Origin of the sequence: Pseudomonas sp. DWP3-1-2 (genome assembly GCF_049896285.1) — a bacterium.
Taxonomy (GTDB): domain Bacteria; phylum Pseudomonadota; class Gammaproteobacteria; order Pseudomonadales; family Pseudomonadaceae; genus Aquipseudomonas.
In genome coordinates, this window is record NZ_JAFCTZ010000001.1 from 823,051 (window position 1) to 849,795 (window position 26,745).

Below are 26,745 nucleotides of genomic sequence, written 5' to 3' on the forward strand. Positions count from 1 at the left end.
GGACACGTTGACCAATATCAGGTAACGCTCATAAACAGGAGACGTATCCATGATGAAGTCAACGATGACTCGCCTTGCCTTGACCGGCCTGCTTTCCCTTTCCTGCATGTCCGCATTCGCGGCCTCAAGCGAGACCAACAACGGACCTGTCAAGCCTGAAACAGGCGGCGCCACACAAAGCGGTTCAGCCATGCCGCCCGGTTCTCATCCGAGCACTCCAGGCGCAAGCAAAGATGCCGACGCCTATGGCCGGGAAACCGGAACGGGTTCGGGTGAGTCAGCCGACGGCGGCTCCACCGGCAGTGGCGTTGGCAAGACTGGCGGCCCGCAGAAAAACGGCCCTAATGGCACGGGCGGCGGTGCATCCGGGTCGGATGACAGCTGACAGGTACTTGCGCGAAGCCCGGCATCAAGCCGGGCTTTTTTCGTCCGCGTAAGGCGGTGTGTTACAGGCAGGTGGCCAAGGCAGCGCCGCGTCGATCCGAGGGCATGGTGTCGGGCGCAGCGTAGAAATTGAGTACCGTTGCGGCACCTTGAGGTTTCACGTCGACAAAATACTCCGCGCCAGTGGTGTAGACCGTAATGACGTCGGTGCCCGAACGTAAAAACGCTTCGGCGTCCGGCCCTACCATGGCTTCATCCTGCCAGGCATATTCCACGCACTGAGCCACAACGTTCGCGACCTTCTGTGTGGAATACACCTTATAAGGCCCGACAGCCCTGGCCTGATTCGCTGGCGAAGTACACCCCACCAGCAACACCGCCGCAACAGCCCCGATCAACAGCTTCATGGCATTCCTTGAAGGCAAAAAGAGGGATTCTACACGTGCAGGGCTGCCCAACCGCTGACTCGATGGCCGTTGCTGGCGGCTATCAGGCTTCTGCCAATTGCTCTTCGTACTCTTTCACGTACTGACCGGCCAGCGATTGCTTCTGTTGTTCATCCAGAAGCTTGCCCGCCATTTGAAAGAATTTTTGCTCTTCTTCCTTCAAGTGGTGATGTACTTTCTCGGAAAGTTTCTTGGCAGTGGCCAGCCAGCTTGGGCTGGACATCTCTGTTTCGTCGAGCTCTTCCATCAGCTCGTCCATGGCATGATGCTCGGAAATGGCATGACGACTCAGGTCAACGCCATTGTCATGGGCCATCAACGGGATATAAAAGAAACGTTCTTCAGCGGTCTCGTGAGCCTGAAGCTCGGCTTTGAGCAGCTTGTAGGCCTCTACACGCTCCTGACTGTCACCGCTGGTCTTGACCAGGTTATCTGCGTAACCACGCTGGCGCTCGTGACTTTCACGCAAGGCTTCAAAAATATTCAATGGCGCTACTCCAGACTGGCTCCCCAAGGGTGGAAGCGATATGCACTAGACCTCCACGCGTTATCGCCAGTTCCACCCACCGGCGCACCGATTCAGTAAACGCCGGGTGGTATTCCGTCCTTGTTGAAGTCCTTGAGACGCTCCTTTTCTTCAGGTGTCGAGTGGGCAGGCGTGTCAGGTTTGGGGGCGTCTTTGGGTGACTCTTTAGGGGCGTCTTTCTTATGCTCGCTCATCAGAGGATCCTTTTTTCAATGGCAGGTATGCATGAGTCTCTTACGCTTGCAGGTAGTTCCTCAAGTCGACGCTGAACATCCAGCCCCGCCACTGATTGCGCGACCTGTCGCGCGCCATATAACTGCCATCGAGTCTGTGCGACAATGCGCGCCAAATTCGGCATGAATCCCGCATTCAATTGCAGCAATCCGACGGATACGTCGCAGATTGCTGGTTAGATATGGCCCGAAGAAAGGCCTCAGACTCAGGTGAAAACGGCCTGAGCAAAGACGGAAACGGGTATCAAATCGGTCTCGGCTGTACTCAGCCAACCCCAAGTTATTGAAAGGTAAGGTAATTGATTTCCACAGCAAACATCACGATGCAGTTCGGCGCCAAGCCCTTGTTCGAGAACGTCTCGGTCAAGTTCGGTGCCGGTAACCGTTATGGCCTGATCGGCGCCAACGGCTGCGGCAAGTCCACCTTCATGAAGATCCTCGGCGGTGATCTGGAGCCTTCGGGTGGGCAGGTGATGCTTGAGCCGAACGTGCGTCTGGGTAAATTGCGCCAGGACCAGTTCGCTTACGAAGAATTCTCCGTACTCGACACCGTGATCATGGGTCACGAAGAGCTGTGGAAGGTCAAGGCCGAGCGCGACCGCATTTACTCGCTACCGGAAATGACCGAAGACGACGGCATGGCCGTGGCCGAACTGGAAACCGAGTTTGCGGAAATGGACGGCTACACCGCCGAATCCCGCGCCGGTGAACTGCTGTTGGGCCTGGGTATCGGCATCGAGCAGCACAACGGCCCCATGAGCGAAGTATCGCCGGGCTGGAAGCTGCGGGTGTTGCTGGCTCAAGCGCTGTTTTCCGATCCTGAAGTGCTGTTGCTCGACGAACCGACCAACCACTTGGACATCAACACCATTCGCTGGCTGGAAAACATCCTGACCCAGCGTAGCAGCCTGATGATCATCATCTCTCACGACCGTCACTTCCTGAACAGCGTGTGCACGCACATGGCCGACCTGGATTACGGCGAGCTGCGTCTGTTCCCGGGCAACTACGACGAATACATGACCGTGGCGACTCAGTCCCGCGAGCAACTGCTTTCGGACAACGCCAAGAAGAAAGCCCAGATTTCGGAACTGCAATCGTTCGTCAGCCGCTTCTCGGCCAACGCCTCGAAAGCCAAACAGGCCACCTCCCGCGCCAAGCAGATCGACAAGATCCAGCTGGCCGAGGTCAAGCCTTCCAGCCGTGTCAGCCCGTTCATCCGCTTCGAGCAGACCAAAAAGCTTCACCGTCAGGCGGTCATCGTCGAGCGCATGGCCAAAGGCTTCGATGGCAAGCCGTTGTTCAAGGATTTCAGCTTTACCGTTGAAGCAGGCGAGCGCGTGGCGATCATCGGCCCGAACGGTATCGGCAAAACCACGCTGCTGCGCACGCTGGTCAACGAGCTGACGCCGGATGCCGGTACGGTCAAATGGACTGACGCGGCCGAGTTGGGTTATTACGCGCAGGACCATGCTCATGATTTCGAAGACGAATGCAACCTGTTCGACTGGATGGGCCAGTGGACTCAAGGTGGCGAGCAACTGGTGCGCGGCACCTTGGGCCGCATGCTGTTTTCCAACGACGAGATCCTGAAATCGGTCAAGGTGATTTCCGGTGGTGAGCAAGGCCGCATGCTGTTCGGCAAGCTGATCCTGCAAAAGCCCAACGTCTTGATCATGGATGAGCCAACCAACCACTTGGACATGGAATCCATCGAGGCGCTGAACCTGGCGCTGGAGAACTACCCGGGCACGCTGATTTTCGTCAGTCACGACCGTGAGTTCGTTTCATCGCTGGCCACTCGCATCATCGAGCTGAGCCCAAGCGGCGTGATCGACTTCAGCGGCACCTATGACGACTACCTGCGTAGCCAAGGCGTAGTGTTCTGATTTGATTGAGCAGAACGTTTATAAGCAAAAGCCCCGTCCACTGTGACGGGGCTTTTTCGTTCTGAAGGGATGCTATTCAGTGGTTTGCTTCAGCACCTCGGTCCGCAAGATGCCAACGATTGTTACGCCCTGCGCTTGAAAGCTGAGCGCGCACGTCATCGCAGCGGCGAGAAGAAGGGGTTTACGCATCCTTTATTTTAATGATTGTGATCAGTCATCCTATGACTGCACACTATCAACAGCAATACCGCCCGAATAAAAATAAGCCCCATCGTTAGCCTGCTTTCATTTCCCGAATGCCCGGCCCATGATGCGGCATTTCCCAACGCCTGCCAGCGACCGCGCCCATGTCCTCAACCTTACCGCCCTCGCCGCCCTTCGAAGTCAGCTCTATTACGATCACACTACAGATCGTCTCGATCGTCTTCTATACGTTCGTGGCATTTCTCTGCATCGGTTTGCCGATTGCTGTGCTGCCCGGTTACGTCAACGATGAACTGGGATTCAGCGCAGTCATCGCAGGTCTGACAATTGGCTCGCAATACCTGGCCACGCTACTCAGCCGCCCGTTGGCTGGCCGGGTCTGCGACACCCTCGGCACCAAGCTGGCAATCGTCTACGGCATGTCCGGTATCGCGATCAGCGGCGTTCTGACTTCGCTGGCGACGTTATTGGAAAACGTGCCATTGCTGAGTCTGGCCATTGTCATCATTGCCCGTCTGTTCCTCGGTGTGTCCCAGGGACTGATCGGCGTTGGCAGTATCAGTTGGTGCATCGGCAAAGTCGGGCCAGAGCATACGGCCCGGGCGATTTCCTGGAACGGCATCGCCTCTTACGGAGCGATAGCGATTGGCGCGCCGCTGGGTTATGTCATGACCCGCGAGCTGGGCTTTTTCAGTCTGGGCGTCGCATTGACCGCCATGGCGGTGCTGGCTCTGATCGTCATCCGTAACAAGCCATCGATACCGGTGATCAAGGGTGAACGCTTGCCCTTCTGGTCGGTGTTTGGCCGAATCGCCCCCTACGGGCTGAGCCTGACACTGGCTTCCATCGGCTATGGCACGTTGACCACATTCATTACGCTGTTCTACGCCAGCCGTGGCTGGGAGGGTGCCGCGTGGTGCCTGAGTGTCTTCGGGGTCTGCTTCATTCTGGCCCGCCTGCTATTCATCGGCGCTATCAACCGCCTGGGCGGATTCACGTCTGCCATCGTGTGCATGGGGGTGGAAACACTTGGCCTGATCCTGTTATGGGTTTCGCCCAGCACCGGCTTCGCATTGGCGGGCGCTGGCCTGACGGGGTTTGGGTTATCTCTGGTCTACCCGGCCCTGGGCGTCGAAGCCATCAAACAGGTCCCCCTATCCAGTCGTAGCGCAGGCTTGAGTGCTTATGCCGTGTTCTTCGACCTGGCCCTGGCGATTGCCGGGCCGGTCATGGGCGCCATCGCCTTGGGCATGGGCTACGCCTCGATATTTTTCTTCGCATCACTGCTGTCGGCTGGCGGTCTGATGCTCACCGTCATGTTGTCGCGGCGCCCGCGAACATGAGCGCACATCAGGCACCAAAAAAGATGAACTGCGCCGACGGGCATCAGTCCCATCCATACATTGGCCGTAGTTAGGAGCATTCGTGTGGCCCACGATCCAGCTGGTATGAATGGCAATGCTGTGGACATGAGCAACAGCCCGGATGTTCACAAGCTGCGCGTACTGACCGTCAATACCCACAAGGGATTCACCGCGTTCAATCGACGCTTCATCCTCCCTGAATTACGCGAAGCCGTGCGCAGCACTGGCGCGGACCTGGTGTTCCTGCAGGAAGTGTTGGGCAACCATGACGGCCATGCATCGCGCCACGATGACTGGCCCGTGACGTCACACTATGAGTTCCTGGCCGACAGCATGTGGACCGACTTTGCCTATGGCCGAAATGCGGTGTATCCCGACGGTCATCACGGCAACGCCCTACTCTCTAAATACCCGATTCTCAGCCACCGCAATCTGGATATTTCCATTACCGGTCCTGAGCGTCGCGGTCTTCTGCATTGTGTCCTGCAGGTCCCCGGCCACGATGAAGTGCACGCAATCTGTGTGCATTTGAGTCTGTTGGAAAGCCATCGACAACTGCAGCTGGAACTGTTGCGCAAGCTGCTCGATTCCCTGCCCAGCCACGCACCGGTCATCATCGCCGGGGATTTCAACGACTGGCAACTGCGTGGCAATGCCACCCTTGCACGCTGTGACTACCTGCATGAAGTGTTCGAACGCCATCACGGGCTGCTGGCCAAGACCTACCCCGCACGGTTCCCGTTGCTGCGGCTTGATCGGGTATACCTGCGCAATGCCAGCAGCCACTCCCCGAAGATTCTGGGCAACAAGCCCTGGACACATCTGTCGGATCATCTCCCGCTGACGGTCGAAGTGCATCTTTGACATTCCGGAAGCTGACAAGGATCTGAGAGCCACTTGTCGGTCAATTACTTGACGGCTATCCAGAACGCTTCTTCACTGAAGTGTGCAACCTGTTACCCAATATGGAAAAACCGCACATTCGCTACCATTGAGCGAAGCGCGGATAGCGTGGCCTACAGGCAATAGCTGACCGCCTCCCTGACTACGCTACTCAGGGAGAGTAACCATCATGAAGCACCCCCGTGCAAAGCCCTGCCTGTGGCGGCTGGCGGTCCTGCCTGTCGCGGTATTCGTACTCTGGAATCAGGCCAGAGCGGCCTGCGACCTCGCCACTACTATCACTCAGCCAGTGCAGACCTGCGACAGCGGCATCAGTGGACCGCTGACCAAATCTGCCGGCGATAACACGCTTATCTTCCCCGCGGGCGGTACCGGCTCGGTGGTCGGAGATGTCACATTCGGGCCGGGCAATGACCGAGTCGAAATGTACTCCGGCTCCATCACAGGGAATGTCATACAGGGTGACGGAATCGACACCTTTAACATGACCGCCGGGACGATTACAGGAAACCTCACACAAGGCTCGGGCCGGGACGACTTCGTGATGTCCGGTGGCATCTTGCGCTCCCTGGCGCAAGGCGATGGGCTCGACACGTTCCTGATGAGCGGCGGCACCATCAGCAACGCCTTTGAAGATGGCGACAGCGCGGTCATGACCGGCGGGACGATTGGACGGGTGGACATGAAACTGGACGACAACCTTTTCGATATGTCCGGGGGCACCATCGTTGGCAATCTGGTAACAGGGTTCGGCAAGGACACCATCATCGTTTCCGGCGGCACGATAGGTGGCGCTATCAGCGTGAGCGGTGGCGACGATCGCATTACCGTCAGTGGTGGCGAGGTACGCGGTGAGATACGCGCCAGTTTCGGCAACGATATATTCACCTGGCGTGAGGGTGGCCTGATACGCGGCCAGGTGTTGATGGCCGATGGAAATGATACGGCCACGATCTCTCAGCTCGACGAAACCTTTCTTGGCGCTAACCCTTTGCTGAACGGCGGCGAGGGAACTGACACCCTGACGTTCGAGGATACGACAACTGCCGCGCCGGGCCGCTATGCCCACTGGGAAACCGTCACTCTCAATAATGCCTCGCACATGGATCTGGCGGGGGAACTGGTGCTGGGCGACAGCCTCAGTGGTACGGGTAATCTCAACGTTGACTCAAGCAGCATTCTCTCCTCCACATCCGGCATCGTCCGACCGTTCACGACGGGTCAACTGGCAACCCTGAACAACGCCGGAACCCTGAATATGGCGACTGGCAGTGGTGAGGCCACCGACACCTTGACCGTGCGCGGCAACTACATCGGCAACAATGGCAAGTTACTGCTGCAATCGGTGTTGGGCGACGATACGTCCCCCAGCGACAAGCTGGTGGTCGCTCAAGGGACAATCAGCGGAGCGACGCAGATCAACGTCAGCAACCTGGGTGGACTTGGCGCCGTGACCCGGCAAAACGGCATTCAGGTGGTGCAGGCCAGCGAAGGAGCAACCAGCGACAACGGCGCTTTTACCCTAGGCACCGCTTTGTCAGTGGGCGCTTACGATTACTACCTGTTCAAAGGTGGCGCCACGGCCGGGTCGGAAAACAGTTGGTTCTTGCGCTCGACCGTGCTTTCTCAACCGCTGGCAGAGGCTGTTCCGCCGGATACACCTGAGCAGCCGATTCCGCCCGGAACACCCGAACAACCCATCCCTCCCGGAACACCTGCGCCCCCCGCGCCTGAACCACCGGCGCCCATCCAGCCGGCAGCCACTGCCCCGGTCGCCGCCATCGGCACCCCGCCGCTGCCAGCACCGGTGCGAGGCGCCGCGCCGATTCCCCTCTATCGCATGGAGGTTCCCAACTATGCCGTAGTACCTCCCGCCGCAGCCCTGCTGACCTTGATGTCACTGGGCACCTTTCACGATCGGCAGGGCGAACAAAGCCTGCTGAGTGAAAAGGGGCCGGTGCCCGCGGGCTGGGCACGGGCGTTCGGCAGCGATTTCAGACGCAGTTGGTCCGGCACCGTTGAACCAAGCCTCGACGCTTCGCTCAAGGGCTATCAGGTCGGCCACGACCTCTATGCGTCCAGAACCGAAAACGGGCGATCCCAGCGAACCGGTTTTTTGGTCGGACACAGTCGGCTGGACGGGCATGTGGACGGTTTTTCCGGCGGCTTCAAGGACAGGCGCACCGGTAAAGTCAAGCTTGAAGGCGACAGCCTGGGCTTGTACTGGACACTGATCGACCCTCAGGGAGGGTACGTCGACGCAGTGGCCATGGGCACACGCCTGGACGGTTACAGCCGCTCGGATCGCGGCGTTCGCATCGACACAGACGGGCACGCATTGAGCCTGTCCATCGAAGCGGGCTACCCGATGCAGGTGTCATCGAAGTGGGTCGTCGAACCCCAGGTGCAGGTGATCAACCAGCACATTGATCTGGACAGCCAGCATGACGGGATTTCCCACGTGTCGTTTGACTCGCAGTCTCAAACCACAGGCCGCGTGGGTGCACGCCTGAAAGGTCGGTACTCGGTCAAAGGCATGCCCGTGGAACCTTACGTGCGCAGCAATCTTTGGCACACTTTCGGCGGGTCGGACACGGTGACGTTCGATCATGCGGACAGGATCAAGACCCAACACGAATCCACCGCACTGGATCTGGGGGCGGGTCTGGTGATGAAAGTGTCGCGGGAGGTGAGTCTGTACGTCAGCGCCGATTACAGCAGCAACGTTGACGACAACGATCTGGATGGCCTGAAAGGCAATATGGGGCTGAGGATCTCTTGGTGATGAGACCTGCACATCAGGGATGAAAACGCAGCGCTCGCCTGGAGCGCCGCGTTATCGTTTGCCTACTCGGTGTACGGTTTGAGTATCAACACCGCCAACGGCGGCAGGTTCAGCTCCAGCGAGAACGACATGCCATGGCATGGGTTGTCCTGGGCCTGCACCGCACCACCATTGCCGAAATTGGAACCGGCATAGGTTTCGGCATCACTGTTGAGCAGCTCGCTCCACTTGCCCGCAAACGGTACACCCACGCGATAGTTCACTCGCGGCACCGGCGTGAGGTTGGCAACCACCAACAACGGTTCCCCTTCCTGACTAAACCGCAGCCAGGCGTAGACGCTGTTTTCTTTATCATCGCCGATCAGCCACTGGAAGCCGGATGGCTTGGTGTCGCATTCGTGAAGCGCTTTCTCCTCGCGGTAAAGGCGGTTCAGATCGCTGACCAGCGTCTTCACACCAATGTGCTCAGCATATTGCAGCAGGTACCAGTCCAGTTGCTCGTCATGGTTCCACTCGCGCCACTGGCCGAACTCGCAGCCCATGAACAGCAATTTCTTGCCCGGATGAGTCCACATGAACGTCAGGTACGCCCGCAAATTGGCAAATTTCTGCCAACGATCACCCGGCATCTTGTCGATCAGGGAATGCTTGCCGTGCACCACTTCGTCGTGGGAAATCGGCAGGATGAATTTTTCCGACCAGGCATAAATCAGGCCGAAACTCAGCTCGCCATGGTGGTGGGCGCGGTGAATGGGGTCCTGCTCCATGTAGTGGAGGGTGTCGTGCATCCAGCCCATGTTCCACTTATAGGAGAACCCCAGGCCACCCTGCTCTGTCCCCTGACTTACGCCGGGCCAGGAGGTAGACTCCTCGGCAATCACCAGAGCGCCCGGCACTTCCAGATTCACCACGTCGTTGAGGTGACGCAGGAAGTCGATGGCTTCCAGATTCTCCCGGCCGCCGTGACGGTTGGGCACCCACTCCCCGGCCTTGCGGGAATAATCGCGATACAGCATCGAAGCGACCGCGTCCACGCGCAGACCATCCACGTGGAAATGCTTGAGCCAATGAAGGCCGGAAGCCAACATGAAACCATGCACTTCGGTACGACCCAGGTTGTAGATCAGTGTGTCCCAATCCTGGTGGAAGCCTTCCTGCGGGTTGGCGTATTCATACAGCGCCGTGCCGTCGAATTGCGCCAGACCGTGGGTATCGGTGGGGAAATGCGCAGGCACCCAGTCAAGAATCACGCCGATTTCCGCTTCGTGACAGGCATTGACGAACGCCGCGAAATCCTCCGGCGAACCGTAGCGCGCGGTGGGCGCAAATTGCGCCAGCAATTGATAACCCCATGAGCCGCCGAAGGGATGCTCCATGATCGGCATCAGCTCGATATGGGTAAAACCCAGCTCCTTGATGTAGGGGATCAGCCGCTCGCCCAGCTCATGCCAGGTGTACTGGCGCCACTCGCCTTCTTCGTTCTGTTCCTTCTGCCAGGAACCGGCATGCAACTCGTAGATGGACAACGGCGCATTGACCGCATGCCGGTCAGCTCGCGATGCCAGCCACGCATCGTCCTTCCAGTCAAACTGCAAGGGCGCAGCGACTTTCGAAGCGGTGTCGGGTGGCATCGTGGTGGCCAGCGCCATGGGGTCGGCCTTGAGCGGCAGGATGCCATGAGCGCCCAGAATCTCGTACTTGTAGACTTCGCCGGGCTTGAGGCGCGGGACGAACACTTCCCACACGCCAGTGGGATGACGCAAACGCATCGGATGACGGCGGCCGTCCCAGTTGTTGAACCCGCCCACCACCGAAACACGGCGCGCATTGGGTGCCCAGACAGAGAAACGCACGCCATCCACGCCATCGACGTTCATGACCTGCGCTCCCAGGCAACTGCTCAGGTCCCGGTGATTGCCCTCGGCGAACAGGTACAAGTCCATTTCACCCAGCAGCGGGCCGAAGCTGTAAGGGTCTTCGGTGATCTGCTCGCCACCCGCCCAGCTGACTTTCAACAGGTAGGGCTGAGCTTCTGAGAAGTGGCCGACGAAAAAACCCGGCACGTCGCTCATTTCCAGCCGACCCAGCTCACGCTCACCCTCTCGGGACAATACGGTGACGCTCAAGGCATCCGGCAGAAACGCACGAATGATCTGGCCACCGGCACCATCGTCATGAGGGCCGAGTACGGAAAACGGGTCGCGGTGTTCGGCACGGATCAGTGCATCCATGTCATCGGCTGCGGGCATCAACGGCGTACCCGCGCCAACTTTATCAGGCGCATTCATTATGACTCTCCATCAGACAGGTTCAGCAGCCCACGCAAGCCTTGCAATGGCACCGACAACCAGGTCGGGCGGTTTTCGGCTTCGTAGACTACTTCATAAGCGGTTTTTTCAAGGGTGAAGAGCTCAAGCGCAGCACTTTCACCCTTGGCGTCTTTCCACGCATGGGCCAGTTCAGTGGTCGTCGAGCGATAGCCTGTGATGAATGCTTCACGGGCCTGACTCAGATACGTCTCGGCGACACGACGGCGTGCAGCGCCAGCCTCCGGGGAGGTATCGACACTTTGCGCACTGCGCACGGCCATCGCGGCGGCGTAATCAAAGGAGCGCAGCACGCCACTGACATCTTTATACGGGCTGTGCTTGGCGCGCCGTTCGTGCATGGCGCGGGCAGGTTCACCTTCGAAGTCGATCAGATAGGCATCGCCCTTGACCACCAGGATCTGTCCAAGGTGCAAGTCGCCATGCACCCGGATACGCAAGCCACCCACCGAACGTTTGGCCAGCGTTTGTACGTGATTGATGATGTCCTTGCGCTTGGCCAGCAGGTCCGCCACCAGCTTTTGATCGGCGGGTTCAAGGTGCGATTTTTGCTGGTCCAGATACCCCAGCGCACGCTCGATTTGCGCGGCCACGCTTTTGCCAGAGGCCTGGCTTTCCTTGACCGAGGTGATTTCAGCGGCGAAGTCCGGGTTATCCGTCTTGGCCGCCAGCACCTGGTGCATTTCTCCAAGGCGCTGACCCAGGCTGCGGGAGAAATCGGCCAGTTCCAGCAATGCGTTGTAATGTTGCTCCTGCCCGGATACGCCGTGGGCCATCTCATCGCGCACGGCACGTTCCAGGTTGTTCTGCGTCCATTCCCATGCATCGCCCTGATTGCTCAGATAACCCTGGGCAATCATCAGCAGGTTGGGTTCGCCGTCCTTGCCGACCCTCACCACCGAGCCGAGCAGCGGTGATATGTGTTTGTAGCCCGCGTTGGTCAGGTACGCGCCCATCTCAAGTTCCGGGTGCACGCCCGCCGTGACCTTACGAATCATCTTGAGCACCAGGCAACTGCCCACCACCACTGAGCTGTTGGATTGCTCGGCAGAGAGGTAACGCACTTCTGAATCACTGCCAAGGCCCAACGGCTCAAGCAGCGCCGTGCGCTCGAAACGCAGCTCGCCGTCATCGCTGGGCAGCACTGTTTCAGACTGCATGCCGTGAATAACGGCGCGAATAAAGGTTTCAAGGGTGAAGGCATCGGTGATCAGACCCACCTGCCGTCCACGACGAACCCGAGCCAGGGCCAGCTGTTGAGGCAAGGCACTGCTGATGTCGTCTTCGGCCAGCAGGCCAAACGGCAACTGGTAGCGGCCTTGATGGTCGCCCGCCGTGACTTCGATTTCGCTGAGCAACACGGGATGAGCCGCGTCGCCAAAGCGCACCGCATAAGCGATGTGAACCTTGTCGATGGCTTTGTCCTTGGCCGCAAACCAACGACGCTTCGGCAGATAGTGGGCCAGCGAATTTTTTTCCAGCGTGCTGCGCAACGGTTCGTCGAGCAGTTCTTCGAGACGTTTTTTCAGAACCATGGTCGGGAAGTCCGGAATGCTCTGCGCAGGCTCTATGTGCCAGCTCGGCATCTGGTTTTCCGATGCCAACAAGAACCAGTAGAAACCATAGGGCGGCAAAGTCAGTAAATAATTGAGCTGGCCAATAGGCGGAAATGCACTGCCGCCCAGCATCTCGACCGGCACGGTGCCGGCGTAATTGGACAACTCCAACTCTGCCGCTTGTGATGCACTGGAGACGTTGGCCACGCACAGGATGATTTCGTTCTTGCCATCGGGGCCGGTGTATTCGCGAATGTAAGCCAGAATGCGTCGATTGCTCGGCGACAGCATTTTCAACGTACCGCGGCCGAAGGCCTTTTGCTGCTTGCGCACGGCCAGCATGCGCCGATTCCAGTTCAGCAGGGAATGCTTGTCGTTGTTCTGGGTTTCGACGTTGACCGACAGATAACCGTACAACGGGTCCATGATCGGCGGCAGTACCAGGCTTGCCGGGTCGGCGCGGGAGAAGCCACCGTTGCGGTCGATGGACCACTGCATCGGCGTGCGCACACCGTCCCGGTCACCGAGATAAATGTTGTCACCCATGCCGATTTCATCGCCGTAATACAAGGTGGGCGTACCCGGCATCGACAACAGCATACTGTTGAGCAATTCCACACGACGCCGGTCGCGCTCAACCAAGGGAGCAAGACGACGACGAATACCCAGATTGATACGCGCACGACGGTCAGCGGCGTAGTAGTTCCACAGGTAATCGCGCTCGCGATCGGTCACCATTTCCAGCGTCAATTCGTCATGGTTGCGCAGGAAAATCGCCCACTGACAATTGGCGGGGATCTCTGGGGTCTGGCGCAGAATGTCGGTGATCGGGAAGCGATCCTCCTGAGCCAGCGCCATGTACATGCGAGGCATCAACGGGAAGTGAAAGGCCATATGGCATTCGTCGCCATCGTTGCCTTTGGTTTCCCCGAAATACAATTGCGTGTCTTCCGGCCATTGATTGGCCTCTGCCAGCAACATCCGGTCTGGGTAGTTGGCGTCGATCTCGGCCCGGATTTTCTTCAGAACCGAATGAGTCTCCGGCAGGTTTTCGTTATTGGTGCCGTCGCGTTCGATCAGGTAAGGAATCGCGTCCAGACGCAGGCCATCAATGCCCATGTCCAACCAATAACGCATCACTTCCAGGACCGCTTCCATGACCGCCGGATTGTCAAAATTCAGGTCCGGCTGGTGGGAGTAGAAACGGTGCCAGAAGTATTGGCCGGCGACCGAGTCCCATGTCCAGTTGGACTTTTCGGTGTCCAGAAAGATGATCCGCGTGCCGTCGTATTTCTGATCGCTGTCGGACCAGACATAGAAGTCCCGCGCCTTGGAGCCGGGTTTAGCCTTGCGTGCTTTCTGGAACCACGGATGCTGGTCGGAGGTGTGGTTGATGACCAGTTCGGTGATCACCCGCAGCCCACGCTTATGGGCCTCGGCAATGAATTTCTTGGCATCGGCCATGGTGCCGTAGTCGCTGTGCACACCACGGTAGTCAGCAATGTCATAACCGTCATCGCGACGCGGCGACGGGTAGAACGGCAATAACCAGATCGTGTTGACCCCAAGCTCGGCAATGTAATCAAGCTTGGCGATCAAGCCGGGAAAGTCGCCGATCCCGTCATTGTTGGAATCGAAAAAGGACTTCACGTGGACCTGGTAGATCACCGCGTCTTTGTACCAGAGCGGGTCATTGATAAACGCCGCGCTCCTGGGTTTCTTCGCCATAGGTCTTTCCCTGCTACTGATTCGTGAACTGGATACGCCAGATGCCGAAAGGCTGATGGGAAGGATCAAGCCGCGTGAACTGGGTTTTCCCGTGCCAGGTCCAGCGATGTCCGGTCATCAAATCTTCACCGGAAGTCACCGCGTCGTCGGGCAAGCCCATCTCCCACAGCGGCAATTCGAACTGCCCTTCCTGAACATTGAACGGATCGAGGTTGACGGCGACCAGGATGAAGTTGCTGCCATCGGCGCTGCGCTTGCCGAAGTACAGGATGTTGTCGTTCCAGACGTTGTAAATCTTCAGGCCCAGGTGAGTATGTAGGGCGGGGTTCTGGCGACGGATGCGGTTGAGCTGGGCGATTTCCGGAATGATATTGCCCGGCGCCGTGTAATCACGGGGCCGCAACTGGTATTTCTCCGAATCCAGATACTCTTCCTTGCCCGGCACCGGCGCGGCTTCGCAAAGCTCGAAACCGGAATACATACCCCACAAGCCGGAACCCATGGTCGCCAGCGCAGCACGAATCAAGAAGCCGGCACGGCCCGATTCGTGCAAAAACGGCGGGTTGATATCCGGCGTGTTGACGAAGAAGTTCGGACGGTAGCACTCGCGCCATGGCGACTCGTTGAGCTGCGTCAGATACTCGGACAGCTCGGCCTTGGTGTTGCGCCACGTGAAATAGGTGTAGCTTTGGGAATACCCGACCTTGCCCAGTCGCGCCATCATGGCGGGCTTGGTGAACGCTTCTGCCAGGAACATCACTTCGGGATGCTGACTGCGAATATCCGCGATCATCCATTGCCAGAACGGCAGCGGTTTGGTGTGCGGGTTGTCCACACGGAAAATCTTCACCCCTTCCTTGACCCAACCCAGCACCACGTCCCGCAGCTCCAGCCACAGGCTCGGAATGGCGTCCGGCGCATAGAAATCGACGTTGACGATATCCTGATACTTTTTCGGCGGGTTCTCCGCATAACGGATCGTGCCGTCCGGACGCCACGTGAACCAGCCTGGATGCTGCTTGAGCCACGGGTGATCCTGGGAACACTGGATCGCGAAGTCCAGGGCGATCTCCAGACCATGTTCGGCGGCAGCGGCAACCAGCTTACGGAAGTCTTCGCGAGTGCCCAACTGCGGGTGAATGGCATCGTGACCACCCTCCTCGCTCCCGATGGCATAAGGGCTGCCAGGGTCTTCCGGACCTGCGATCAACGAGTTGTTCGGACCTTTGCGGTGCGAGCGGCCAATGGGGTGAATGGGCGGGAAGTACAGCACGTCAAAGCCCATGTCACGGATGACAGGCAGGCGAGAATGGACGTCGTTGAAGGTGCCGTGACGCGCCGGGTCATCAGTGACCGAGCGGGGAAACAGCTCATACCAACTGGCGAACTGCGCCAGCTCACGCTCCACATCCAGCGGGAATTCGGCGCTATGGCTCAGGAAGGCATGGTTATCCGCCTGACTCATCAGGGCGGCGGTTTCACTGTGCAGCAGCAACGCAACCTTTTCCTCGGCCTGAGCCTTCTCCAGCTCACCCAGAGCCGTCTGGATCTGTTGCTTCAATTCCCCACTGCTGCGCTCGGCGGCGTGTTCCAGATGAATGCGCCCTTCGGTCAATTCCAGCTCGATGGAAACGCCTGCGCTGAACTTCTTCTCAAGCTCGTAACGGTAGCTGGCGAACTGGTCGATCCAGGCCTCGAGACGGAACACATAGCGATTGACAGAGGTCGGGGTGAACTCGCCCACCCAGCTGTCATTGACCAGCTCACGCATGGGTGCGGTGTGCCAATGAGCTTCGTCCGCAGCGCGCCAGCGTATCTTCACGGCCAGCTTGTCGTGCCCGTCAGCGAATACTTTGCTGGTAACAGCGACTGGCTGCCCCACAATTGCCTTGGCGGCAAACAGCCCGCCCTCTATCACCGGCGTCGTGTTTTCAATCACGATGCGGGGCAGTTGCAGCGCGTGGGTTAGGGTTATCGGTCGAGCCGGGTGTTGAATATCGGTGGCCAGGGAATCCGGACCAAATGGCTGATCAGCAGTCACATTCATCGAGCATCACTCCTCACGCCCCAGGGACGCTCCTGTGCGAATCCATGCAATAAAGGTTGCGAACAGCCTGAAACAGGCTGCAGGTCGAAAATTTGAGCAACCGGAGCAATTCCATAATGACTCGTGTGATCCGGTCGCTTAGTTTCCGAGCGGTGTGGCAGGGTAAAAGTTCAAAGAGCTTTCAAGTGGACTGAACACCGGCGCTTACCAGCGTAGACGCTGGCTGCCTTAAATGAAGGAGTCATTTGCGAAGTCAGGTTGTCCAAACGCATGAGCTCGAAAATCAAGACCAACGCCATCCAGCAGAGGTAAAGCCATGAGCATTCCAATTCCGCCAGAAACGCCCGACCCGATGATCGACGACCCTGCATTGCCCGTGCCAACGCCCGAGCAGGACCCACCGTCCCCGGTGCCACCGGTAACCCCGAAGCCGATGGGAGATCCGCCGGCAGAAGAGCCACCGGCGATCCTGGGGGAGGATTTCCCTGAGTGACGTTGCTATAAACGGGGCGCGCTCTCGATGATGTGCCATCCCGTGCAAGGTCACAGAGAACGTCCTGGGGATCAGGGCTTTTCCGAGCCGTCGTCCTTGTCTGGGTTTTCCTCCGGCGGGTCCATTCTGGACACAATCGCCGGGACCAGGTTCAGGATGACCCAGGCTAACAGCGTACTCAGCACGGCAGTCGACTCTCGCCCCATGCCCGCGGCGATGCCGATAGCCGCGGTCATCCAAAGGCCAGCGGCAGTGGTCAGGCCTTTGACCTGCCCGGCACTTTGCTCACGACCTTTAAGAATCGTGCCCGCACCGAGGAAACCGATCCCCGCCACAATGCCCTGAATCACTCGACTCATGGCTGCATCATCAGCACCCGCCAGGCGCGGTGCCAGTACAAATAACGCGGCCCCCATCGCCACCAGCATGTGGGTGCGCACCCCGGCCGCCTTGCCCTTGAGCTCACGTTCATAGCCCAGAACCCCGCCCAGCAACGCCGCAATCACCAGCCGGACGGTGACCTGGGTCAGTTGCGATGCATCGGTGATGTCAGAGAACTCTTGCTTTAGCGTGACGCCTACTTCGTGCCACCACGGATGATCCATTAAAGCTCCTGCAATTGTCGGGTGAACATGACGCCGCGCGAACGCACGGCAGAAAAACGGGTTTTCACGGTTCTGGAGATAACGGCTCGCCCAGCCCATTGGCACCCTTGCCGCCCATGAGTGCTGGCACATCGCACAGAACGTTGGGGCGGGTCAGTTGTCGTAACTCTTGAAGGCCAAATCTGACAGGAGTTCATCATGCCACTGGAATTTGATAGCACCCAGGAACACTGCACTGCCGAAATCGACGGCGTACGCCATACCAGCCGTGTCGTTGATATCGCGATCACCACCAACGATACAACCCATATGTCGGAAGCGGAAATCGACGGCGTCAAAGTGCCGATTACCGAAGCTGAAGCCGATGTCTTGACCATTCGTATGGCCAAGGACCTGCGTCACCATACCGTGGACCGGGACGACAAGGATCCGTTGACCGTCGTTTGATTCAACACAGTCAGGCAGTTGACGCGTTGACCTGGGTCACTCAACTGCCGCTTTGTTGAAACCCCTTCAGCCACGGGTCAAAAACCCTTCTGATACGGTTTTAATTCGCCAACCTGAATCTGTTTTGAGTACAGATCAGCGCCCATAGTCTCGTCACCTGATTAGCGGTAGATGAGCACTTGGCATGAGCGAGAGAATTCCCGTACACGTTATCGAGCCTGTTGCAGCAGCCCGTTCCAGGGCCCACCCCAAACCCGGCGACGGCCTGATCCACACGCGCAGTTTCACGGGCCTGTTTCGCTCGTTGCGCTTGAGTGGTACGGGCCTGCTTTTTGTGCTCTTTTTTGGAACCGCCTGGCTGGACTGGGGCGATCGTCAGGCCGTGTTGTGGGATCTGGCGCAAAGCAAATTCCATATTTTCGGCGCGACCTTCTGGCCGCAGGATTTCATCCTGCTGTCTGCGTTGCTGATCATTTGTGCGTTCGGTCTGTTTGCCATCACCGTGTTTGCCGGACGCGTCTGGTGCGGCTACACCTGCCCGCAGAGTTCGTGGACGTGGATCTTCATGTGGTGTGAAAAGATCACCGAAGGCGAGCGCAATCAGCGCATCAAGCTGCACGCCGCGCCATGGGGCTTTGACAAACTGCTGCGCCGTTCGGCCAAACATACGCTGTGGCTGTTGATCAGCGTGCTGACCGGGCTGACGTTTGTCGGGTACTTCACCCCCATTCGCCCCTTGGCCCATGAGCTGGTGACCCTGGAACTGGGTGGCGTCAGCCTGTTCTGGGTCCTGTTCTTCACCGCCGCGACCTACATCAATGCTGGCTGGCTGCGCGAAGCGGTCTGTTTGCACATGTGCCCTTACGCCCGTTTCCAGAGCGTGATGTTCGACAAGGACACCTTGACCGTCGCCTATGACCGGGCACGGGGCGAAAACCGTGGCCCGCGCAAACGTGAAGACAACCCCGCAGCCCTCGGCTTGGGCGACTGCATCGACTGTCAGCTCTGCGTACAGGTCTGCCCTACCGGCATCGACATCCGTGAGGGTTTGCAAATGGAATGCATCGGCTGCGCAGCCTGCATCGACGCGTGCGATTCGATCATGGACAAAATGGGCTACGCCCGAGGTCTGGTGCGTTACGCCTCCGAGCGCACACTGGAAGGTGGCAAAACCCGGTTGCTTCGCCCACGTCTGGCAGGTTATTGCGCGGTTCTGGTCATCATGATCGGCGCCATGACGTGGGCACTGGTGCAGCGTCCCATGGTTTCGTTGGATGTCAGCAAGGATCGTGGCCTGTTTCGGGAAAACGCCCTGGGGCAGATCGAAAACATCTACAGCCTGAAGATCATCAACAAGACCCAGCAGACCCAGCATTACCGGCTAGGTCTGGCGGACAGTCCCGGCTTCGAGCTGCACGGCAAAACCGACCTCACGCTGGCTGCCGGGGAAATCGTCGATCTGCCAGTGTCCGTTGCCATGCTCGCCGAGCGCCCGAGCAGCAGCTCCCAGACCATTGCCTTTCAGGTGGTGGATCAGGACCAACCTGAAGTACGCAGCCTGGCGAACAGCCGCTTCGTTGCCCCTCTGAACCGTTGACCGAGTAGCGTATGCTTTGCACGCCTCCCAGCCCGCGAGACACCATGAAGCGCTACGAGAAGTACGCCGACGATATCGCCGAATTGATTCGCAGCGGCGTGCTCGCGCCCGGTCAGCGGGTGCCTTCGGTGCGCTACGCCAGCCAGGCCCATGGCATCAGCCCTTCCACGGTGTTTCAGGCTTATTACCTGCTGGAGCGCCGGGGGATGATTCGCGCCCGCCCGCGTTCGGGTTATTTCGTCAATCCCGGCGCGCTCGTTCAGCCCGCCCAGGCCTTCAGCGAACCCCAGGTAAGCGCCCACGTCAGTGAGTCCACGGAGGTGGATGTCAGCGAACTGGTGTTTTCGGTGCTCGACTCCATCAAGGACCCGAACACCGTGCCGTTTGGCTCGGCATTCCCGAGCCCGATGCTGTTTCCCCTGCAACGCCTGTCCCGCTCCCTGGCCAGCGCCAGCCGCGACATGGACCCACGCATGGTGGTGACTGACATGTCGCCGGGGCATCCGCAACTGCGGCGGCAAATCGCCCTGCGCTACATGGTCGGCGGATTGATGCTGCCCATGGAAGAATTACTCATCACCAATGGCGCCCTTGAGGCCCTGAACCTGTGCCTGCAAGCCGTGACCGAGCCTGGGGATCTGGTGGCCATTGAGGCGCCAGCGTTTTATGCCTGCCTGCAAGTGCTGGAACGCCTGAAACTCAAGGCCGTGGAAATTCCGGTCCATCCTCGCGACGGCATTGACCTGGGTATTCTGGCGCAGACGCTGGAACGCTATCCGATCAAAGCCTGTTGGTGCATGACCAGTTTCCAGAACCCCACGGGGGCGCTGGTACCGGAGGCGCGCAAGCGTGAACTGGTGGAGCTGCTGCGTAAACATCAGGTGCCGCTGATTGAAGATGACGTCTATGCCGAGCTGTATTTCGGGCCCCATGCCCCGAAACCGGCCAAGGCGTTCGACACCGACGGGCTGGTCATGCATTGCGGGTCGTTTGCCAAAAGCCTGGCACCGGGCTACAGAATCGGCTGGGTGGCGGCGGGACGCTACGCGCAGAAAATCGAAAGGCTCAAGTTGATGACGTCCCTGTGTGCCTCGATGCCGGTGCAAGCGGCCATTGCCGACTATCTTCAGCACGGCGGCTATGATCGTCACCTGCGCAAGTTGCGCTATGCCCTGGAAGATCAGCAACGGGCCATGCTGGCTGCGGTCAGTCGCTATTTCCCGGCACAAACCCGGGTCAGCCAGCCAGCGGGCGGTTATTTTCTCTGGCTGGAGCTGCCCGAGTCAGTGGATTCGCTGCACGTCTTTCGGGTCGCTCTGGCCCAGGGCATCAGCATTGCCCCGGGGCCGATCTTTTCCCCCGCACGACGCTTTGCTCACTGCATCCGCCTGAACTACGGCAGCCCGTGGACCGAAGCCGCGGAGAAAGCCATGGAAACCCTGGGTAGAATCATTCGTTCCATGCTCGGCCACTGAGCCATGGATCAGCGTCCGCCGCCCACGTCGATGAAAGTTCCGGTGGCGTACGAGGCTTTTTTGGACAGCAGCCAGACAATCGCCTCGGCGACCTCTTCTGCAACCCCGCCTCGCCCCATGGGGATGTCCGGCTCCAGCTTGCTGACGCGAAACGGGTCGCCGCTCAGGGCGTGGAAGTCGGTGAAGATATAACCCGGCCGCACCGCATTGACCCTAATCCCCTCACCCGCCACTTCCTTTGCCAAACCAATGGTAAAGGTGTCCAGCGCGCCTTTTGACGCCGCGTAGTCCACGTATTCCCCTGGCGAACCCAGGCGCGAAGCGACCGACGAGACATTGACGATGCTGCCACCCTTGCCGCCATGGCGCGGAGACATGCGCAGCAACGCGTGTTTGGTGCACAACATCGGCCCGACCACGTTGCTCATCATCATTTTCAGCAGCCGAAACTCGGACATCGCCTCAAGCCGGCAACTATGAGCGACCGTTGCCGCATTGTTGACCAGATGAGTAATGCGTCCCAGGTCAGCGTCGATACGACTGAACAGTCGAATGATTTCGTCTTCATTACTGACATCAGCCTGAACCGATATCGCGTGCGCCCCTAACTCCCTGACCTGCCCGCATATCCGCTCGGCCGCCACGTGATCGGAAAGGTAATTGATGCAGATGCGATAACCCTGAGTCGCGGCAAGCAAAGCGGTGGCGGCCCCGATACCTCGAGAGCCTCCAGTGATGAGCAGAACTTTTTCCATTATCGTCTCGTAACGTGTCTATGACCCGATGGTTATGGCTTACTGCCTGCCGTGAGCCAGACAGGGAATCCCAAGCCATGATCCTCTCAGGGATCAACGCTGTGGTGCTCCAGATCACGGACAGCACCCCAGTCGATTCCAGGCGCGTGGGCCAGCAATCGGTTGAGGGATATCCATGCCCCTTCAGAGCCCAAGGATTCTACGCAGTCTAGACGAAAAGTCGCGATGACTCTGGAGAATATGGCGTATAGCCACTCGTTTATGCGTGCCTTCGGGCAGAAGCACGCGAAGTGCCGCCAAGCCCTGATTCATAAGGTTCTCAGCGGGCCTAGCCGACGTAAATTGACGCCGTTTTTATGTCAGTCTTCCAGCTTCAAGTCCCGTGGAGCGTCCCAGCCGCCACCCAGGGCAGCGATCAACTGAACGCTGGCGATCAGGCGACTTTGCAACAGGGTCAAGACGCTGCGTTCATTGCTCAGGGCGGTGGTCTGGACGTTGACCACGTCCAGATAACCGATCAAGCCCGCCTTGTACTGATTGCTGGTCAGCCGTAACGATTCGCGGGCCGCCGCCAGTGCCTCGGCGCGCACGCCCGCCTCCTCCTCGTACACCTTGAGCTGGACCATATAGTTTTCCACTTCCTGAAACCCGTTGAGCACGGTTTGCCGGTACTGCGCCACTGTCTGGTCGTAAACCGCTTCAGTGCGGTCGACTTCCGCCGAGCGCTGACCGCCATCGAACAGCGTCATCGCCAATTGAGGCCCCACGGACCAGAAGCGGTTCGGCAGGCTGATCCAGTTGCCGAAGGTGCTGCTGCTGTAACCGCCGCTCAGGCTCAAGGTCAGATCCGGGTAATACGCGGCCTTGGCAACGCCAATATTGGCGTTAGCGGACATGACCGAGCGTTCGGCGGCAGCGATGTCGGGACGGCGTTCAAGCAGTTGGGAGGGCAAACCCACGGGTATGGCGGGCAGTGTCGGAATCGACGAGGTGGCGGCCAGACTGAAATCCGCCGGTGCCTGGCCCATGAGCACAGCAATGGCGTTTTCATACTGAGCACGTTGCCACATCAAATCGATCAGATCGGCCTGGGTGCTTTTCAGTTGGGTTTGCGCCTGAGCCACCGCGTCACGCCCGGAAATCCCTGCGCGATACTGATTCTGCGTCAGGGTCAATGAACGCTGGTAGGCGTCCACCGTGGCTTCGAGTAAACGCTTTTGCTCGTCGATGACGCGCAGTTGCAAGTAGTTCTGCACCAGCTCCGATTGCAGGCTCAGTTGCATGGCCGCCAGGTCCGCGAGGCTTGCCTGAGCGCTGGCCGTGTCCGCTTCCAGGCCGCGCCGCAGCTTGCCCCAGATATCCGCCTCCCAGCTCACGCCCAGTTGCGCATTATAGGTGTCACGAATCCCGCTGCTGGAACTGCTCAGGCTCGAACTGCTGCTGCCGGTGCCCTGGCTGGAGCGGGTTTTACTGGTGGTCAAGTCCAGGGACGGGAAGAAAGCGCCTTTTGAGCTGCGAACCAGCGCCTTGGCCTGACGGTATTGGGCCTCATACTGGGCGACGGTCTGGTTGGAGCTGTTGAGTTTTTCCACCAAAGCGTTGAGTTGCGCATCTCCATACAACTCCCACCAGGCACCGCGAGCCATGGAGTCGCTGGGCGTGGCCTGCCGCCACCCTTGCGCAGCCTTGAACTGCGCCGGGGCGGCCATGTCGGGTTTGTGATAATCCGGCCCGACCGCGCAGGCACTCAGGAGCAGAACACACAGCCCCAGGCCCAAGCCACGCGTTGAACGTCGCGCAGGCCATTGTTTCAAGGGGGTGATCGTCGGGCGGTCGGTCATAGCGGAGTTTCCAAAGCTGCATCAGTACGCACGCCGCGCCACTTGTTGAAGCGGTGGCGCAGACGGTCGAGATAAAGGTAAACCACCGGGGTGGTGTAAAGCGTCAGGACCTGGCTGAAAATCAGCCCGCCAATAATGGTCAAGCCCAGTGGGCGACGCATTTCCGAGCCTTCGGCGCTGCTCAGCAATAACGGTACGGCACCGAGAATGGCCGCCAGCGTCGTCATCAGGATCGGCCTTAAACGCTGCAGGCAGGCACTGCGAATCGACTCCAGCGGCGTCATCCCGTTATGACGCTCCAGTTGCAGCGCCAGGTCGATCATCAGGATCGCGTTCTTTTTAACCACCCCGATCAGCAGGAACAGGCCCAGCAGGGAAATCAGGCTGAACTGTTCACCCAGCACATAGATACTGAGCAAGGCGCCGACCCCTGCCGACGGTAACGTGGAAAGGATCGTCAACGGGTGGATGTAGCTTTCGTAGAGGATGCCCAATACCAGATAAACCGCCAGCAATGCCCCGAGAATCATCCACGGCTGGCTCTTCTGGGTTGCAGCGAAGGCGTCCGCCGTACCGGCCATTTTCGCAATCACGTCAGACGGCAAGCCCACCGCTGCCACCGCACGCTCAATGGCCGTGGTTGCCTGATCGAGGCTCACCCCTTCTGCCAGGTCGAACGACACACTGTCCGAGGCAAACTGCCCTTCATGGGATACGCGGTCGTCCGCCAGGCTGCGTTCATAGTGCGCAATGGTCGACAACGGGACTCGCTGACCATCAGCGGTAATCACCTTGACCTGTTCCAGGGTGACCGGGTCCTGGGCGTATTTGGGATTGACCTCCATCACCACCTGATACTGGTTGAGGCTGTCATAGATGGTGGAAACCTGACGCTGGCTGTAGGCGTTATTGAGCACAGCCGTGACCATATTCATGTCGATGCCCAGCCGCTTGGCCGTGTCGCGATCGACCTTCAACGTCACTTGCTGGGCACCACGCCCTTCCCGGGCATCGATGGCGGTCAGCTCCGGCAAGGATTTGAGCGCAGCGACGACTTTCGGGTACCACAGCCGCAGGCTGCCCAGGTCACCACTTTGCAGGATGTATTGATATTGCGATGTCGTCTGTTCGCGACCGCCGCCCAGTTGCAGATCCTGGTCAGGCATCAGGAACACCCGCCCGCCCGGCACCTTGGGCATTTCCTTGCGCAAGCGCTCGACGACCTGCTCTGCCGATAGCTTGCGTTCCCGGATGTCTTTCAGGCGAACGATGATGAACGCATTGTTGGTGCCGTTGTTGCCGCCGATAAAACCGGCCACGGTGTCCACGGCCGGGTCGGCCATGATCGCGCGACGAAACGCGTCCATCTTGGGTTGCATGACGGAGAACGACAGGCCGTCGTCGCCCCGCACGAAGCCCACCAATTGCCCGGTATCCTGGGTGGGCAGAAAGGTCTTGGGGACCACCACGTACAGCGCAATGTTCACGCCGATGGTGACCAACAGGCTGAGCAGCGTCAGACCGCGATGACGCAAAACCCAGCCCAGACTCCGGTCATAGCCATCGACCATCCGATCGTTGATGCGCTGGCTCCAGCGCTGCAACGCATTCTCTTCACCCGGCACATGGGGCTTGAGCCAGCGGGCACAGAGCATCGGGGTCAGGGTCAGCGATACCACCAGCGAGACAATGATCGAGACCGACAGCGTGATGGAGAACTCACGAAAAAGGCTCTCCACCAGACCGCCCATGAACAGGATCGAAATAAACACCGCCACCAGGGAAACGTTCATGGACAGCAGCGTGAAGCCCACTTCCCTGGCGCCCAGAAAAGCCGCCTGCATGGGCGCGACGCCCTTGTCGATGTGGCGGGAGATGTTTTCCAGAACGACGATGGCGTCATCCACCACCAGCCCGGTGGCAAGAATCAGCGCCATCAGCGACAGGTTATTCAGGGAAAACCCGCAGAGGTACATGATCGCAAAGGTACCGACCAGGGAAACCGGGACAGCCAGGGTCGGGATAAGCGATGCGCGGAAATTACCCAGAAACAGGAACACCACAAGAATCACCAGCACCACGGCAATCAGCAACGTCATTTCGGCTTCGTGAAGCGTTGCCTTGATGACCGGCGAACGGTCCAGCGCCACGTCGAGTTTGACGCTGGCGGGCATCACCGCTTCCAGTGCCGGTAACTGCGCCCGGATCTGCGCAACGGTTTCGATGATATTCGCCCCGGCTTGCCGGTTGATCACCAGCAGCACGGCGGCCTGGTCGTTGAAATAGCCACTGTTGTAGCGGTCTTCCACGGCATCGTTGACCGTGGCCACGTCCTTGAGCCGCAGCGCGGCGCCATCCTGATAGCGAATGATCAGTGGCTCATAATCCTTGGCTTTTTCCAGTTGGTCATTGGCCTGGACCTGCCAGTTGGTGTCGGCGGTTTCAACCGAACCTTTGGGCCGGCGCACGTTGGCACCCGTGATGGTCGTGCGTACTTCATCCAGGGAAACGCCGTATTGATTGAGCAACTGCGGCTCAAGCTCGACGCGCACGGCGGGCAGCGAACTGCCACCAATCTGCACCTCACCCACACCGGGAACCTGGGACAGGCTTTGGGACAGAATGGTGCTCGCCAGGTCGTAGAGCTGGCCTTTTTCCAGTACATCGGAGGTCAGCGCCAACACCATGATCGGAGCCTGGGACGGGTTGACCTTCTTGTAGGTCGGCATACTGCGCATACCGCTGGGCAGCAGATTGCGTGACGCATTGATTGCCGCTTGCACTTCACGTGCCGCGCCATTGATGTCCCGGTCCAGATCAAACTGCAGGATCACCCGTGTCGAGCCCTGGCTGGACCGGCTGCTCATGGTGTTGACGCCAGCGATGGCCCCCAGTGAACGTTCCAGAGGTGTTGCCACGCTGGACGCCATGATCTCAGGGCTGGCGCCCGGCAGGTTGGCCGACACCACAATCACCGGGAAATCCATGTTGGGCAGCGGCGCCACCGGCAAGAGGCCGAAGCTGACACCGCCCAGCAACATGATCGCCAGACTCAGCAGCATGGTCGCCACGGGCCTGCGGATGAAGGGGCCGGAAAGATTCATGACGCCAGGCTCCAGACCGCAAGCCATACGCTACGC

General features: G+C 59.1%; 19 protein-coding genes. 9 read left to right on the forward strand and 10 right to left on the reverse strand.

Going from position 1 to position 26,745, the window contains the following annotated elements; all coding sequences use genetic code 11:
- The first annotated feature begins 49 nt into the window (after window positions 1–49).
- Complete coding sequence (locus tag ACP7B0_RS03895; protein ID WP_426139587.1) at window positions 50–385, forward strand: hypothetical protein; 336 nt, start codon at window positions 50–52, stop codon at window positions 383–385.
- Between the two features lie 61 nt (window positions 386–446).
- Here ACP7B0_RS03895 and ACP7B0_RS03900 read toward each other — a convergent pair whose 3' ends face one another.
- From ACP7B0_RS03900 to ACP7B0_RS03910, 3 genes are all read right to left on the reverse strand, one after another.
- A complete protein-coding gene (locus ACP7B0_RS03900; protein ID WP_426139588.1) occupies window positions 447–791 on the reverse strand; it encodes a 2-oxoacid ferredoxin oxidoreductase in 345 nt (114 codons plus the stop codon).
- A gap of 82 nt (window positions 792–873) precedes the next feature.
- Entirely contained in the window at window positions 874–1,317 is a 444-nt protein-coding gene (locus ACP7B0_RS03905) for a hemerythrin domain-containing protein (RefSeq protein ID WP_426139589.1), read from the reverse strand.
- Window positions 1,318–1,409: 92 nt separating this feature from the next.
- Entirely contained in the window at window positions 1,410–1,550 is a 141-nt protein-coding gene (locus tag ACP7B0_RS03910; RefSeq protein WP_426139590.1) for a hypothetical protein, read from the reverse strand.
- Between the two features lie 338 nt (window positions 1,551–1,888).
- Here ACP7B0_RS03910 and ACP7B0_RS03915 point away from each other — a divergent pair, with 338 nt between their 5' ends.
- From ACP7B0_RS03915 to ACP7B0_RS03930, 4 genes are all read left to right on the forward strand, one after another.
- Window positions 1,889–3,478 carry an ABC-F family ATPase gene (locus ACP7B0_RS03915; protein WP_426139591.1) on the forward strand — a complete coding sequence of 530 codons (1,590 nt, stop codon included), beginning with the start codon at window positions 1,889–1,891 and terminating at the stop codon, window positions 3,476–3,478.
- Between the two features lie 347 nt (window positions 3,479–3,825).
- Window positions 3,826–5,025, forward strand: coding sequence for an MFS transporter (locus ACP7B0_RS03920; RefSeq protein WP_426139592.1), 1,200 nt, complete (start codon window positions 3,826–3,828; stop codon window positions 5,023–5,025).
- A 105-nt stretch (window positions 5,026–5,130) separates the two neighbouring features.
- Window positions 5,131–5,910 (forward strand): endonuclease/exonuclease/phosphatase family protein, encoded by a 780-nt coding sequence (locus tag ACP7B0_RS03925; RefSeq protein WP_426139594.1) that lies wholly within the window; start codon window positions 5,131–5,133, stop codon window positions 5,908–5,910.
- Window positions 5,911–6,145: 235 nt separating this feature from the next.
- Window positions 6,146–8,734, forward strand: coding sequence for an autotransporter outer membrane beta-barrel domain-containing protein (locus ACP7B0_RS03930; protein WP_426140063.1), 2,589 nt, complete (start codon window positions 6,146–6,148; stop codon window positions 8,732–8,734).
- A 62-nt stretch (window positions 8,735–8,796) separates the two neighbouring features.
- On the opposite strand, the gene glgB is transcribed toward ACP7B0_RS03930, so the two are convergent.
- Genes glgB through ACP7B0_RS03945 form a run of 3 tightly spaced genes read right to left on the reverse strand, consistent with a single transcriptional unit; the run spans window position 8,797 to window position 16,392 of the window.
- A complete protein-coding gene (gene glgB / locus ACP7B0_RS03935; RefSeq protein ID WP_426139595.1) occupies window positions 8,797–11,022 on the reverse strand; it encodes a 1,4-alpha-glucan branching protein GlgB in 2,226 nt (741 codons plus the stop codon).
- Window positions 11,022–14,345 carry a maltose alpha-D-glucosyltransferase gene (gene treS, locus ACP7B0_RS03940; RefSeq protein ID WP_426139596.1) on the reverse strand — a complete coding sequence of 1,108 codons (3,324 nt, stop codon included), beginning with the start codon at window positions 14,343–14,345 and terminating at the stop codon, window positions 11,022–11,024. Before treS ends, glgB begins: the two co-directional genes overlap by 1 nt.
- Window positions 14,346–14,358: 13 nt before the next feature.
- Window positions 14,359–16,392, reverse strand: a complete 2,034-nt coding sequence (locus tag ACP7B0_RS03945) for an alpha-1,4-glucan--maltose-1-phosphate maltosyltransferase (protein ID WP_426139597.1) — start codon at window positions 16,390–16,392, stop codon at window positions 14,359–14,361.
- Between the two features lie 316 nt (window positions 16,393–16,708).
- On the opposite strand from ACP7B0_RS03945, the gene ACP7B0_RS03950 reads away from it, so the two are divergent.
- Window positions 16,709–16,885: a hypothetical protein gene (locus ACP7B0_RS03950; protein ID WP_426139598.1), complete on the forward strand. Its 177-nt coding sequence runs from the start codon at window positions 16,709–16,711 to the stop codon at window positions 16,883–16,885.
- Between the two features lie 71 nt (window positions 16,886–16,956).
- Here the strand turns inward: ACP7B0_RS03950 and ACP7B0_RS03955 are convergent, their stop codons facing one another.
- Window positions 16,957–17,490, reverse strand: a complete 534-nt coding sequence (locus tag ACP7B0_RS03955; protein ID WP_426139599.1) for an MgtC/SapB family protein — start codon at window positions 17,488–17,490, stop codon at window positions 16,957–16,959.
- 198 nt (window positions 17,491–17,688) lie between these two features.
- Between ACP7B0_RS03955 and ACP7B0_RS03960 the strand changes: the two genes are divergently transcribed.
- The 3 genes from ACP7B0_RS03960 to mapR all read left to right on the forward strand — a co-directional run bounded on the left by ACP7B0_RS03960 (window position 17,689) and on the right by mapR (window position 21,009).
- Window positions 17,689–17,937: a DUF3203 family protein gene (locus ACP7B0_RS03960; protein ID WP_426139600.1), complete on the forward strand. Its 249-nt coding sequence runs from the start codon at window positions 17,689–17,691 to the stop codon at window positions 17,935–17,937.
- A gap of 184 nt (window positions 17,938–18,121) precedes the next feature.
- Entirely contained in the window at window positions 18,122–19,534 is a 1,413-nt protein-coding gene (gene ccoG, locus ACP7B0_RS03965) for a cytochrome c oxidase accessory protein CcoG (RefSeq protein WP_426139601.1), read from the forward strand.
- A 44-nt stretch (window positions 19,535–19,578) separates the two neighbouring features.
- On the forward strand, window positions 19,579–21,009 hold the full coding sequence (gene mapR, locus ACP7B0_RS03970; protein WP_426139602.1) for a GntR family transcriptional regulator MpaR: 1,431 nt from the start codon (window positions 19,579–19,581) through the stop codon (window positions 21,007–21,009).
- 8 nt (window positions 21,010–21,017) lie between these two features.
- On the opposite strand, the gene ACP7B0_RS03975 is transcribed toward mapR, so the two are convergent.
- From ACP7B0_RS03975 to ACP7B0_RS03985, 3 genes are all read right to left on the reverse strand, one after another.
- On the reverse strand, window positions 21,018–21,764 hold the full coding sequence (locus tag ACP7B0_RS03975; protein WP_426139603.1) for an SDR family oxidoreductase: 747 nt from the start codon (window positions 21,762–21,764) through the stop codon (window positions 21,018–21,020).
- 359 nt (window positions 21,765–22,123) lie between these two features.
- Window positions 22,124–23,605 (reverse strand): efflux transporter outer membrane subunit, encoded by a 1,482-nt coding sequence (locus ACP7B0_RS03980; protein WP_426139604.1) that lies wholly within the window; start codon window positions 23,603–23,605, stop codon window positions 22,124–22,126.
- Window positions 23,602–26,709: an efflux RND transporter permease subunit gene (locus tag ACP7B0_RS03985; protein ID WP_426139605.1), complete on the reverse strand. Its 3,108-nt coding sequence runs from the start codon at window positions 26,707–26,709 to the stop codon at window positions 23,602–23,604. The genes ACP7B0_RS03980 and ACP7B0_RS03985 overlap by 4 nt, the downstream gene beginning before the upstream one ends.
- Window positions 26,710–26,745 lie beyond the last annotated feature (36 nt).

What these genes read in the sequence shown, in the direction of transcription:
- ACP7B0_RS03895 (WP_426139587.1), top strand. Translation starts at nt 50, where the DNA reads ATGATGAAGTCAACGATGACTCGCCTTGCCTTGACCGGCCTGCTTTCC.
- ACP7B0_RS03900 (WP_426139588.1), bottom strand. Translation starts at nt 791, where the DNA reads ATGAAGCTGTTGATCGGGGCTGTTGCGGCGGTGTTGCTGGTGGGGTGT.
- ACP7B0_RS03910 (WP_426139590.1), bottom strand. Translation starts at nt 1,550, where the DNA reads ATGAGCGAGCATAAGAAAGACGCCCCTAAAGAGTCACCCAAAGACGCC.
- ACP7B0_RS03920 (WP_426139592.1), top strand. Translation starts at nt 3,826, where the DNA reads ATGTCCTCAACCTTACCGCCCTCGCCGCCCTTCGAAGTCAGCTCTATT.
- ACP7B0_RS03925 (WP_426139594.1), top strand. Translation starts at nt 5,131, where the DNA reads ATGAATGGCAATGCTGTGGACATGAGCAACAGCCCGGATGTTCACAAG.
- glgB (WP_426139595.1), bottom strand. Translation starts at nt 11,022, where the DNA reads ATGAATGCGCCTGATAAAGTTGGCGCGGGTACGCCGTTGATGCCCGCA.
- treS (WP_426139596.1), bottom strand. Translation starts at nt 14,345, where the DNA reads ATGGCGAAGAAACCCAGGAGCGCGGCGTTTATCAATGACCCGCTCTGG.
- ACP7B0_RS03945 (WP_426139597.1), bottom strand. Translation starts at nt 16,392, where the DNA reads ATGAATGTGACTGCTGATCAGCCATTTGGTCCGGATTCCCTGGCCACC.
- ACP7B0_RS03950 (WP_426139598.1), top strand. Translation starts at nt 16,709, where the DNA reads ATGAGCATTCCAATTCCGCCAGAAACGCCCGACCCGATGATCGACGAC.
- ACP7B0_RS03955 (WP_426139599.1), bottom strand. Translation starts at nt 17,490, where the DNA reads ATGGATCATCCGTGGTGGCACGAAGTAGGCGTCACGCTAAAGCAAGAG.
- ACP7B0_RS03960 (WP_426139600.1), top strand. Translation starts at nt 17,689, where the DNA reads ATGCCACTGGAATTTGATAGCACCCAGGAACACTGCACTGCCGAAATC.
- ccoG (WP_426139601.1), top strand. Translation starts at nt 18,122, where the DNA reads ATGAGCGAGAGAATTCCCGTACACGTTATCGAGCCTGTTGCAGCAGCC.
- mapR (WP_426139602.1), top strand. Translation starts at nt 19,579, where the DNA reads ATGAAGCGCTACGAGAAGTACGCCGACGATATCGCCGAATTGATTCGC.
- ACP7B0_RS03975 (WP_426139603.1), bottom strand. Translation starts at nt 21,764, where the DNA reads ATGGAAAAAGTTCTGCTCATCACTGGAGGCTCTCGAGGTATCGGGGCC.
- ACP7B0_RS03980 (WP_426139604.1), bottom strand. Translation starts at nt 23,605, where the DNA reads ATGACCGACCGCCCGACGATCACCCCCTTGAAACAATGGCCTGCGCGA.
- ACP7B0_RS03985 (WP_426139605.1), bottom strand. Translation starts at nt 26,709, where the DNA reads ATGAATCTTTCCGGCCCCTTCATCCGCAGGCCCGTGGCGACCATGCTG.